The sequence below is a fragment of the Virgibacillus sp. Bac330 genome (genome assembly GCF_003667845.1).
GTDB classification, from domain to species: Bacteria; Bacillota; Bacilli; order Bacillales; family Amphibacillaceae; genus Virgibacillus; species Virgibacillus chiguensis.
The window spans coordinates 3,087,300-3,099,511 of sequence record NZ_CP033048.1; the positions used below are offsets into that span (position 1 = coordinate 3,087,300).

General features: G+C 36.8%; 11 protein-coding genes. 8 read left to right on the top strand and 3 right to left on the bottom strand.

Annotation, left to right across the window (positions count from 1 at the left end; translation table 11 throughout):
- The first annotated feature begins 176 nt into the window (after positions 1 to 176).
- Positions 177 to 758, top strand: coding sequence for an LOG family protein (locus tag D9780_RS14235; protein ID WP_121640538.1), 582 nt, complete (start codon positions 177 to 179; stop codon positions 756 to 758).
- 569 nt (positions 759 to 1,327) lie between these two features.
- The gene (locus D9780_RS14240) at positions 1,328 to 2,548 is read left to right on the top strand and encodes an EAL domain-containing protein (RefSeq protein WP_121640539.1); all 1,221 of its coding nucleotides are present in this window, start codon (positions 1,328 to 1,330) and stop codon (positions 2,546 to 2,548) included.
- A gap of 288 nt (positions 2,549 to 2,836) precedes the next feature.
- On the opposite strand, the gene D9780_RS14245 is transcribed toward D9780_RS14240, so the two are convergent.
- Both D9780_RS14245 and D9780_RS14250 read right to left on the bottom strand, forming a co-directional pair.
- Positions 2,837 to 3,739, bottom strand: a complete 903-nt coding sequence (locus tag D9780_RS14245) for a glycine betaine ABC transporter substrate-binding protein (RefSeq protein WP_121640540.1) — start codon at positions 3,737 to 3,739, stop codon at positions 2,837 to 2,839.
- 176 nt (positions 3,740 to 3,915) lie between these two features.
- Positions 3,916 to 4,464: a choline uptake/conversion transcriptional regulator CudC gene (locus tag D9780_RS14250; RefSeq protein WP_073012326.1), complete on the bottom strand. Its 549-nt coding sequence runs from the start codon at positions 4,462 to 4,464 to the stop codon at positions 3,916 to 3,918.
- A gap of 212 nt (positions 4,465 to 4,676) precedes the next feature.
- Here D9780_RS14250 and betB point away from each other — a divergent pair, with 212 nt between their 5' ends.
- From betB to D9780_RS14280, 6 genes are all read left to right on the top strand, one after another.
- Positions 4,677 to 6,149: a betaine-aldehyde dehydrogenase gene (gene betB / locus D9780_RS14255; RefSeq protein ID WP_371413663.1), complete on the top strand. Its 1,473-nt coding sequence runs from the start codon at positions 4,677 to 4,679 to the stop codon at positions 6,147 to 6,149.
- Between the two features lie 84 nt (positions 6,150 to 6,233).
- A complete protein-coding gene (locus tag D9780_RS14260; RefSeq protein WP_121640542.1) occupies positions 6,234 to 7,442 on the top strand; it encodes a choline dehydrogenase in 1,209 nt (402 codons plus the stop codon).
- 474 nt (positions 7,443 to 7,916) lie between these two features.
- Positions 7,917 to 8,588 (top strand): LuxR C-terminal-related transcriptional regulator, encoded by a 672-nt coding sequence (locus D9780_RS14265; protein WP_121640543.1) that lies wholly within the window; start codon positions 7,917 to 7,919, stop codon positions 8,586 to 8,588.
- A gap of 211 nt (positions 8,589 to 8,799) precedes the next feature.
- The gene (locus D9780_RS14270) at positions 8,800 to 9,267 is read left to right on the top strand and encodes an Hsp20/alpha crystallin family protein (RefSeq protein WP_121640544.1); all 468 of its coding nucleotides are present in this window, start codon (positions 8,800 to 8,802) and stop codon (positions 9,265 to 9,267) included.
- 225 nt (positions 9,268 to 9,492) lie between these two features.
- Positions 9,493 to 10,317, top strand: coding sequence for a glycosyltransferase family 8 protein (locus D9780_RS14275; RefSeq protein WP_121640545.1), 825 nt, complete (start codon positions 9,493 to 9,495; stop codon positions 10,315 to 10,317).
- The gene (locus D9780_RS14280) at positions 10,310 to 10,795 is read left to right on the top strand and encodes an HAD family hydrolase (protein WP_205601085.1); all 486 of its coding nucleotides are present in this window, start codon (positions 10,310 to 10,312) and stop codon (positions 10,793 to 10,795) included. Before D9780_RS14275 ends, D9780_RS14280 begins: the two co-directional genes overlap by 8 nt.
- 93 nt (positions 10,796 to 10,888) lie before the next feature.
- On the opposite strand, the gene argH is transcribed toward D9780_RS14280, so the two are convergent.
- Complete coding sequence (gene argH / locus D9780_RS14285; RefSeq protein WP_121640547.1) at positions 10,889 to 12,211, bottom strand: argininosuccinate lyase; 1,323 nt, start codon at positions 12,209 to 12,211, stop codon at positions 10,889 to 10,891.
- Position 12,212 lies beyond the last annotated feature (1 nt).

The window sequence follows — 12,212 nt, forward strand, 5'->3', positions numbered from 1 at the left end:
TCCTTATATATCTTAAAATTCAGACATTTTATTCTTATGCGTTTTCCTAGAAGTTATCCATATTATGCACGCACAACAGGCAACCAACGATTTTAATTTTTATTTACATACTGAAAAAGCGGTTAACAAAGCGCTCAGGTTTCTATATACTTATACTATTAAGGAGGGATAAGAAAATGGATAAACTCGCTGTGTTTTGTGGTTCCAGACCAGGCATCTCACCGACATACTTAGAAGCAGCTACAAAGCTCGGGAAAGAACTAGCTAATCAACATATTACGCTCATCTACGGTGGTGCAAGTGTTGGTCTCATGGGGGCTGTCGCTGATGCCGTGCTAAATGAAGGAGGCAAAGCAATTGGGGTTATACCAGAATTTCTTAAAAACAAGGAAGTCTATCATAAAAATCTGACGGAACTAATCATCGTCGACTCCATGCATGAAAGAAAAATGACAATGGCAAATCTAGCGGACGGTTTTATTGCTTTACCAGGAGGCCCAGGCACCCTTGAGGAATATTTCGAAGTATTTACGTGGGCACAATTAGGTTTGCATCAAAAACCATGTGGACTCTTAAACATAAACAGCTATTACAACCAACTACTTCATTTTTTCCAGCATATGCAGGAACAACAATTTATGGAGCAAAAGCACCTCGATGTTGTATTATCTGATACCAATGCAATAGCGTTAATTGAAAAGTTTCGTCAATATGAGCCACCAGCTATTAAATCGTTTTTAAGAGCTCACCAAACCTAATCTATTCTTTTGCTTTCTATCCAGGAACAAAGGCTCGGGGCGCGCTGCTAGCAACGTAGCGAGTGGAACGAATCAACGAAAGTTTTAGGAATCATGCTCCTGCAACAGGAGTATGCCGGCGTAGGGCGGCAAGCCCGTCTTTAGTCGGCCTTCCTATTTAGAACGAACCGATGATGACTTAGCGTAAGGCAATGGAGTGAAGTCGCCTAGTTGCTGGGCGCTGGAGCCGGCGTAGCTAAATAATTTAGTAAGTTTATCCACAGCTGCAAAATTTTATAATTTCCTAGACAGTTAAAAAGCTATAGATTTTTTAGCAGCGAAATAAAGTAAACCCGCAACCAGAGAAATTTGATCTTATTAGAAAAACTTGGCTTGTCGCCATAGAATTTTGGCGCTAAGCTTCCGTTTTTCTCCTCATTTTCTCATCTTCTACTTATCTCATACATAGAAAGATAAATTATCATTCTTTTTTCTTCTAAGATTAAGAATATTTCTAATTGATTTTTTGAAGGGAAAATAATGCACTTCCATGCTATACTGTACTAAAGAAAAAAATGGAGTTGGTTAGTATGGACCCACTAGATATCATGATGAAGCTTGATCAGATCGTTCCATACTTCGATCCGATTATAAGTGCAGAGAATCAATTCATTATTGGGTATGAAACGATTCCCTATTTTCAAGACGAGGAAAAGGAATTACATAATCTCCTTTGGTTTTTCAAAGACAAAAGCATTCCGAGTGACTTTAGGCTAGAGCTTACGCATACAGTATTACAAAAAGTGTTAGATAAATATATGACAACAGATCACACACAACTGCTATTTATTCATTACGATGCAAAACTGTTACTAAAAGATAACGGGGACAGTATGCTATCTATTTTACAAGCCTATGAAGAGCAAGGTTTAGATTTAAGTAAACTTGTGCTACAATTTTCGGAAGCCTTTGTTAGTGATCATATTGCTTCCCTTAAGCACTTATTTGCATACATTCAAACATTTGGCATTCAAATCGCTATTGATGATGTAGGAGAAAAAAACGGGAACTTAGATAAATTAGCTTTAATTAAGCCTAACATTCTCAAAGTCGATGTCTCATTTTTACGAGAAGACGATTTGCCTCAATTGTATCAGGATGTCCATCACTTACTTTCTATGCTTTCGCGCAAAATTGGTGCTGCGCTATTATTTAAAGGGATTACTTCTTTTCACCAGCTAAACTACGCATGGAGAAACGGTAGTCGCTATTATCAAGGAGAGTATCTAGAAAAAACACAGTCAAGTTTTATTCCAATTGACAGTTGTAAAGAAAAGGTCAAAAAAGACTTTCATCATTTCATCAATTACGAACGAAAGAAAATGAAAGCACAACTAGCATTAACGGAAAAAATAAATACGCAAATAGCTAAAACATTAAAGACAATTGATCCTCATGCCCCTTATGATGAAACGATTCTTGCTGTTGCGAGCGATTGTAATGATTACAGTTTCCGCGTTTATATTTGTAATGAGGCTGGATTTCAGCTATCTGCAAATGCGGAAAAAGGCGCAGATGGTATATGGTGTCTACAACCAGAAGGAAGACAAAAAAATTGGAGTTGGCGACCTTATTTCTTTGAAAATATTGCCCGCATGAGTATGGAAAAGAAAGGAATATTATCTGATTTATATACAGATATTGAACGAGATGAACGTATTCGGACATACTCTTACCCTATTACTTCAGATCGTTTTATTTTCATTGACATCCCTTATGATTTTCTCTTTGAACAGGAAGGACTTTTATAAACCAATTTAGGAAATGCATTCTCCGTTGTTCAACTGCAACGGAATGGGGGCATATTCTTGGATAGTTTATACACTGTCCTTTGATCCGGTAGAAGTTTTTTTACTTCTACTGGATCAAAGGTAAAGTTAATCTTCAATTAGTAAGGTTTTTTCTCATTTTCTACTTCATTGTTTTTATAGTTTTAGAAACAACGACGATGCTAATAGCACGTATTTAAGATAGTCCAAGCTTTCCTCTTCCAATTTTCTTGAAGTAGCGGAATTCCAAACTTTATATTCGAAATAGTTTTACTCCGATTCCACCCACGTATTAACTAATTCCTGGTTATCTGCAACCCATTTTTTCGCTCCATCAATCGGCTCTTCCGCTTCATTCACATACGTCATTAGTTCTCCAATGGATGCATCGTCCATTTTCCAATTTTTGAACCAATCATCTACACTTGGAAAATCTTCTTTAAAGTCTTTCCTTGTTGCATGATGTATTTTTTCTACTTCCCCATATACCTTCTTCGGATCTTTAAGATACTTCAAATCATATTGGGAGAATACGCGATGTGGATTCCAAAGTGGAGCAACGATTGGCTCCTCATTTTTTATAGCTTGTGCGATTTCGGTAATCATAGCTGGTTCTGAGCTAGGAACTAATTCATAATCCAAATCATATTCTTTTATTAGTTTCTCCGTCACTTCCATTGTTCCTGCACCAGCATCAAAACCAGTTATTTCCCCCTCGAACATCTCTTTATGCGCATGTAAATCTTCCACACTATTAATTTCTTCTAAGTATTCAGGCACAACTAATCCAACTTTCGCGTTATCATACCACGGCTCTTCAGAAAAGAATACATCATCTTTATATTCTTGTAAGTAGGCTTGATCTTGCACTGGGAGCCATACTTCTAAATTAACATCCAGTTCGTTTTCAGCAAGTGCCTTCATAATCGTTCCCATGTCTAGTAAATTTAAATTTACTTTATAGCCTTGTTCTTCTAAAATAACTTTCCACATATTTGAAACAGCAATATTTTCTGCCCAGCTAATCTGCGCCATTTCAATTGTGCCCTTTTCTCCTGTAGCCTGGCTCGTTTCATTTTTCGAGTTAGATTCTTCTTCCCCACATGCTACCAATAAAACAGTACATAACATCATAAAACTAAAAATGACTAACTTGCTCTTTATAAAGTTCATAAAATGATTTACTCTCTCCCATCTATTTAAGTAAATATGTTATAAACAGCTTCTTACCAACAAGCGAAATTCGCTATCATCCAATCGTTTGCTTATATGATACTTCTATCCTAGTCCGAAAAAACAGCAAGTGAGACAAACTCACGAAATCACCTCCCCAATCTGCCATCCGGTCATTATGGCTTTTTTGGCAAGAACTCGTATATCTCTTCTGACCGTATACTAGCAACTAAACGCTCAAGCCAACGATAATATATTTTAGATTGCTCAAGCTGATCATAAATTTCTCGCGCTTCCTCCATCAATTCACTCGCCACATTCTCATCTTCAAAAATTTGATCTAAAGTAAATTCGGCCTGCTTAATCGCTTCCATATTCATCTTTGCTTCACGATCCCATAGTTGACAATAATAGGACATAAAAGAATGGAAAAAATCTTTTTCAGCTGCATACGTATGTTTACGTGAGCCTTTTTGAAACTTTTTCTTTACCATCTCGTTTTCTTGTAATTTCCTAACACTCGTACTCATACTAGGTTTGCTCATTCCCAATTCTTCTCGCATTTCATCAAGATTCATTTGCTCTTTAAAATACATCGTTGCATAAAGCTTACCCGCAGCCGGAGTTACACCGTATACGTCCATTGTTTCTGCGATGGTTTCAATAACGTAGCCTTTTGCTTCTTCAAGCTTTTCTTTCGCCATTTCATCATGTGAATTCGCCATCAAGTCTCCCCTCCTTTATCCGTAAACCTATTAAGTATGTTTAAAATGTTTTTTACAAACTTAATGTTAACGAAATAATCAAATATGTCAAATGCATCATTGTTCTTATTATTTTAATTTTATTTTGACAATTCTAATTGTATCATGTTAAGTTTAAATTGTTAAGAACGTTAAATAAGTATTTAACAAAATTAATTCATGTAGGAGGGAGTATGTTGAATTTGAAGCAAAACTTTATTAACGGAAAATGGGTACCTTCTCATACAGGCAACACGCGAGAGATTATAAACCCGTTTAACCAAGAGGTCATTGCTCAAGCGACAGAAAGTGATGAAACAGATACAATATCTGCGATTGCTGCTGCAAGAGAAGCATTTGATGAAGGTGAATGGTCAAGAACATCTGCAACAGAACGCGCTAAAAAATTACATACCATTACAGCGCTCATCGAACGGGATAAAGAAGAGTTAGCTAAACTAGAAACGCTTGATACAGGTAAGACCGTCGAAGAAAGCCGTGGAGATATGGAAGATATTGCTGGAGTATTCCGTTTTTATGCAGAATTAGCTGATAAACATGGTGGCGAATTGATTGACTCCCCCGTCCCAAACACCATTAGCAAAGTAGTCTATGAACCTGTAGGTGTGTGTGGTCAAATCACTCCATGGAATTATCCATTATTACAAGCATCTTGGAAGTTAGCGCCAGCATTAGCTGCTGGAAATACATTAATCATGAAACCAAGCGAAATTACACCATTAACAACCGTAAAACTTTTTACATTAATGGATGAAGCTAAGCTACCAAAAGGTGTGGTCAACCTCGTATTAGGAACAGGAGATACGGTTGGGGCAGAACTTTCTGCTAATCACGATATTGACTTGATTTCATTTACCGGAGGCTTAAACACCGGGAAAAAAATTATGCAATCAGCCAGCTCTAACGTAAAAAAACTAGCACTTGAGCTAGGCGGAAAAAACCCGAATATTATTTTTGCCGATGCTGATTTCGATATAGCGGTTGACCAAGCTCTACATGCCGTCTTCTTTCATGCTGGGCAAATTTGTTCAGCTGGTACACGACTGATTATTGAAGAAAAGATACATGATGCATTTGTTCAAGCTTTAGTTGAACGAGTGAAAAACATTACGTTGGGGAATGGCTTTGACGCCTCTACGCAAATGGGACCGATTATTTCTAAAACGCATTTGAATAAAGTCATTCAGTACGTTGAAGACGGAAAAAAAGAAGGAGCTACCGTAGCAGTAGGAGGACAACAACCTGACAATCCAAATTTACAAGATGGATTCTTTTACTTACCTACTGTGCTTACCAACTGCACATCAAATATGCGTGTTGTTCAAAATGAAGGTTTCGGCCCTGTCATTACAGTAGAAACATTTACCACGGAACAAGAAGCCATGCAATTAGCAAATGATTCTATTTATGGGCTATCTGGTGGTGTTTGGACAAAAGATATCGCCAAAGCAGAACGTTGTGTTTCTAGAATGCGCATGGGTACAGTTTGGATCAATGACTACAATGTTTATTTTCCACATGCCCCGTGGGGTGGTTTCAAACAATCTGGCATTGGCAGAGAACTTGGCAAACAAGGACTAGAAGAGTATCAAGAAGTGAAGCATGTCTATCATAATTTACAGCCTGATGCGTTGAACTGGTTTTAAAATGTCGCAATCATATTGTCACCCAAGCTTTTATCAAGTTAAATCAATCAAAAATACAAAGAAAGATAATAGGAGGATCTATCTATGAGCTTAAATATGAAGTTCGAGCATATGTATAAATTACATACATTTGAAATACCAACGACGATAAAGCATGGCATTGATTCCATTCAATCGATTGGAAATGAAGTAAAACAGCTCGGTGTATCAAAAGCCCTTTTAGTAACTGACCCAGGTATCTATGAAGCTGGTGTAACACAGCCTGTAGAAACACACTTACAAAAAGCGGGGATAGAAGTTGTTGTCTTTAATAAAGTTGAGCCAAACCCACCCGTTCGTTTGATTGCAGAAGGCTCTAAGTTATATAAAGAAAAAGGTTGTGATGGACTTGTTGCTGTTGGTGGAGGGAGTTCTATGGACACGGCAAAAGGCATTGGTGTGGAAGCAACACATCAAGGTAGTGTCTTAGAATATGAAGCTGCGGAAGGAAAAAAGCCCTTAGAAAATCGCATTCCGCCTTTAACAACTATTCCGACTACAGCAGGGACTGGTTCTGAAGTAACACAATGGGCCGTTATTACAGATGAAAAACGTGCATTTAAATTTAATACGGGTGGTCCATTAATTGCTGCTCATTTAACAATCATTGACCCAAAACTGCATGTATCCATGCCTCCACACGTTACGGCAATGACTGGTGTGGATGCTTTAGCCCATGCGATAGAATGCTTTACCATGCATTTTGCCCAGCCTATTACAGATGCGGTTGCATTATTGGCAATGGAATACGTTGGAAAATACATACGTCGCGCTTATGCTGACGGAGGTGACCTTGAGGCACGCTATGGTATGGCTCAAGCTGCTATGCTTGCTGGTTTATCTTACGGTAGTGAATCAGCTGGAGCCGCTCATGCCATGTCCCAGACATTAGGTGGTATCCTTCCAGTTGCCCATGGTCAATGTGTTGCCGCTATGCTCGGTCCAGTAATGGAATACAATTGGAAAGGTCATCCTCATAAATTTGCAAGAATAGCCCAAGCATTAGGTATTAACACATTTCATATGACGACAGAGGAGGCTGCCAAAGCAGCTGTAAACGAAATTTATCAGCTTGTAAAAGACTTGGATATCCCGTCATTGGAAGAACAGGGCGTTTCTTCCGATATGATTGAGCGGTTAGCAAAAGAAGCGATGAAAGATCCACAAACAATAGGTAACCCACGTGACCTAACAGAAAAAGACTACCAATGGATTTATAAACGTTGCTTCAATTTAGTAGCAAAAACAGTGTGATTTTCTTTCATTAACCCCCTTTGCATGATGCAAAGGGGTTTTTTGCTGTTTCTCATTTTTTAAGTAAAAATCGCTTCCATGTTTGCTGTAATTATAGTTTTTCTCACCAAGTCAATCATCTCTCCCCCTATTTTCGTCACTATCTAATCTATAAGTCCTCCTTACACGTTAATTTGTTTAGAAATTGTCTAGATCCTTCCTTTATCTTAAAACATACAAACCTATCTACATCCTTATAACAATAGCTACTTATATCTATATAGGAAATTACAATTAATTAAGCACGTAAAGTACTCACAGCTTAAAAACGTAAAGCTTAAACTTTATGTTGACATATGAATTGCATTCAGATTCTCCACTTCAATGTAAAAATGACTAGGGAAAATCAACGTGTCCCATATAACCATTTCATACAGCACGATAGAATAGCTTGCGCAAATAAGGAAAAGGTAATAAAAAACGGAGAGATAAGCGATGATAAAAGTATTACTCGTAGATCGAGAAGGAATATCTAGTGAAGGATTACGTTTAATTATTGAAAGAGAAAGGGAGATGAAGTGGGTAGGAACATATTTTCAAAAAGAAGAAGTTATTCATGCTGTCCAAGAAAAACAACCAGACATTGTTGTCTTCCATATCCATCAATCGCATCATACAGTGATAGAATTAACGAAAGAAATAAAAAGTATATCGAAGCAAATTAAAATTATTTACATTTTGTCATTTATTGAGCCCACCTTTATTACAAACAGTATAAAAGCCGGGGTAGAAGGCTATTTCTTAAGCCACTCTGATCATACCAACTTCGTATCTATGATAAAAAATATTTACCATAATCACTACGTTATTACGGAAGACATTGCAGTAACCATTTTACAACAATTTCAAAAAGGAGATGAAAAACAACGTCTACACGCCAAGCTTTTAGAAAAAGAAATTGATTTAACATGGAGGGAACTCGACATCGCCTTCCTTATCTATCAACGTAAAAAAAATAAAGAAATTGCCCAATCACTACATTTGAAAGAGAAAACAGTTCGCGATTACGTCAGCATCATTTATAAAAAATTAGGGGTAAATAAACGGTTACTCGTCATTAACCTTTTAGAAAAATTAATAGCAGAAGAATCAGGGGACAATTTCTAATACATAATAATTATATTAAATTTTCCGAATATATAAGAACAGGTTTTATTTTTAAATGAACGGATATATAAGTAGTGGAGGGGATTTATAGGGCTAGCCTTTCCAATGCAAGTCTGCGCTATTTTATAACTTTAACTCGTTTTCTTTGGAAGCATTATTTATTTCCTTTCTAAAAACAATATTTTATAAGAGAGTAAAGGGAGGAATTGAAATGAAACCAATAAAGCGATGGAACAGAGATGACCAACCATTACGCAAATTCAAAAGTGAACTTGATGGAATGTTTGAACGTTTCTTTGATGATCCATTTTTCTCCAACAACAGTTTATGGAATAGACAACAAGGTGGATCACTCGCTTGCAATATTCGTGAAAAGAAAGATAAATATATTGTAGAAGCTGAAATCCCTGGCATAGATCCATCCGAAATAGAGGTTGAGATTGAAGACAACATCGTTACGATTAAAGGGGAGAAAAAGCAACAAATAGAAACAGAAGACAATGATACAGAAATGCGAGTTGTGGAGCATAGTTATGGATCATTTCAACGTTCTTTCACACTTCCAGATAACGTGAATACGGATAAAATCAACGCCGATCATAAAAACGGCATGCTATACCTTCACATTCCAAAGACGAAAGAAAGCAAAAAACGTCGTATTAAAATTAATGGGCAATAAACGGTAGCAGCCTTTCACAATTTTGCGCAGACGACATTTAGAACCAAGCCACAAGATGAAAAGGTTAGCCCCTGCCATTTTCTTTTTACATATACGATTAGCTGCAATTCTAGATCATATCATTACGGAAACACAAAAAAACTGTATACCTTCCTATAATACAATTATAAAGACGTTAAAATTGCATATTTAACAGAGAAAGATAGGCTTAAGGGAGATCTGTTTATGAATATATTAGTTACCATTGACGCCAACTACATGCACCCATTAAAAGTAATGCTCCATTCCTTATTTTCACATCATCCTGAGGATTCCTTTTGCATTTATCTCATGCATTCTTCTTTAACAAATGACGAAACGAATACGCTATCTGATTATATAGAAAGTCACGGGCATGAACTACAGGTTATTACCTTAGAAAACCATCATTTTGCTGACGCTCCTGTTATTAAACATTTTTCAAAAGAAATGTATTATCGTTTATTGGCGTATAAATTTCTACCAAATTCACTGGATAGAGTGCTTTATCTCGATCCAGATATTTTAATTATTAATTCCGTCCATGATCTGTACCAGATGGACATGGCTAATTATTTGTACGCTGCTGCATATCACGATCGCACCCCCATTACAAATATTAATAAACTTAGGTTACGACCATATGATGTAGAAGCTTACTATAACTCTGGCGTCTTACTACTTAACTTAACAGAACAGCGAAAGCATATTTATGAACAAGCTATTTATGAATTTGTAGAAGTAAACAAGAAAAAATTAATTCTCCCAGACCAAGACATTTTAAACGGCTTATATGCAAAGCAAATTAAAGATATCGATGAAGTTCGTTATAATTTTGATGCACGGTTTTATTATTACTATAAAATTACGAGCAAAAATAAAATAGATATGGATTTTGTTATCAACAATACATCGATTATTCATTTCTGTGGTAAAAAGAAACCATGGTACAAAACATATTATGGGAGCTTTCATTCGTTATATAAACATTATGAACGCTTTGCCATGCATGAGGATGGATTTATTGAGTAAAAAAATTGTTTTCATTGATATCGATGGAACATTAACCACACCTGATGGTAGAGTACCTTCGTCAGCTAAACAAGCTATTCGTACTGCCCGACAAAATGGGCATCTTATGTATTTGTGTACAGGACGATCAAAGCCTGAAATTATTTCTAGCATTTTAGAAATCGGTTTTGACGGAGTTGCATTTACGATGTATCGAACCACCGTTGCACAATTTGGTCCCGAAAGTGGTGAAATTGCTGTTAAAGGTGTTGACAAATACAAAGCAGTGAAATACGTTTTAAACGTTTTACAAATTCCCAGAGAACAAAGCATGGCCTATGGAGACGGCAATAATGATATCAAAATGTTTGAAGCTGTCCATTACGGTGTTGCTATGGAAAATGCTATCGATGACTTGAAGAAAGGTGCCCGAGAAATAACAACCAAAGCAGAAGATGATGGGATAATGCATAGCTTTAAGCGACATCATTTACTTTAGTTCTCTTGGTATAGATAAATTACTCGTTTTGTGCCGCACTTTTTTAGCAGCACAAAACGAGATAGCTAACCTTTTAGATTCCTTATCTTCTCTTTAGTCAAGCATTTCTTTTTTATTTCCTCTTTTTAATAGATTCGTATAATCTACATAAGCAAATATATCTTGTTCTATCGAATCACTAAATTGCTGTAGTTCTTCCAACGTTAATTGTTCAATACTCTTCCCTACTTTTTCTCCATATAAAACAATCGCACCTACTACACCATGCGCATCACGGAAAGGCACACCTTTTTGGACAAGATAATCCGCTACCTCTGTCGCGTTTAAAAAGCCCGCTTTAATGGCTTGCTTCATTTGCTCCCCATTCACTTGCACGGTGGCAACCATCTTATCCATCATTTTTATAGAAAGCAATACTTCATCTACCGCCTGAAACATAGGGGATTTTACTTCTTGCATATCTTTATTATAAGCAAGTGGTAAACCTTTCATCGTTGTTAATACACTAACTAGCGCCCCATATACTTTTCCCGTTTTACCTCTAATTAATTCAGCTGCATCAGGATTCTTTTTCTGCGGCATAATGCTGCTTCCAGTTGCATAGGCATCATCGATTTTAATAAAAGAAAACTCTTGACTGCTCCATAAAATTAGTTCTTCACTTAATCGACTTACATGCATCATAATAATGGAAAGATCAGATAATAATTCAATAATAAAATCACGGTCACTAACACCATCCATAAAATTAGCTGTCGGTTTAGAAAAGCCTAGTTTTTCCGCAGTAATTTCGCGATCAATGTCGTGTGTCGTTCCTGCTAATGCCCCAGATCCAAGCGGACTCTCATTTAAATTAGCGACAGTTTGCTCCAAACGCTTGGTATCTCTCCTAAACATTTCGATATAAGCCCGCAAATGATACCCAAAGGTAACGACTTGAGCGCGTTGTAAATGCGTATAGCCTGGCATAATAACATGTTGATTTGCTACTGCTGTTTTTTCCAAGCTATGAATTAATAACTGTAGTTTATTTATTGTTTCTTTCGCTCGTTTCTTCGTATATAATTTTAAATCCGTCGCCACTTGATCATTTCTGCTTCGTGATGTATGAAGCTTCTTTCCTGCTTCGCCAATCATTTCTGTCAATGTTGCTTCTACAAAGCTATGAATATCTTCATGGTCTCCTTCCACGACTAGATTACCAGTTGCTATATCTTGTTTTATCTTGTGAAGCCCTTGAACTATTTTCTCCCCTTCTTCCTGCGAAATAATATGACAATACACGAGCATCTCTGCATGCGCAATGCTCCCATCTAGATCCTCTTCTACAAGAGCTAAGTCTTCCTCTAACGATGAATTGAACACTTTCATTAACGTGTCTTCTTCTTTTGTGAACCGTCCGCCCCAAAGCTTCATG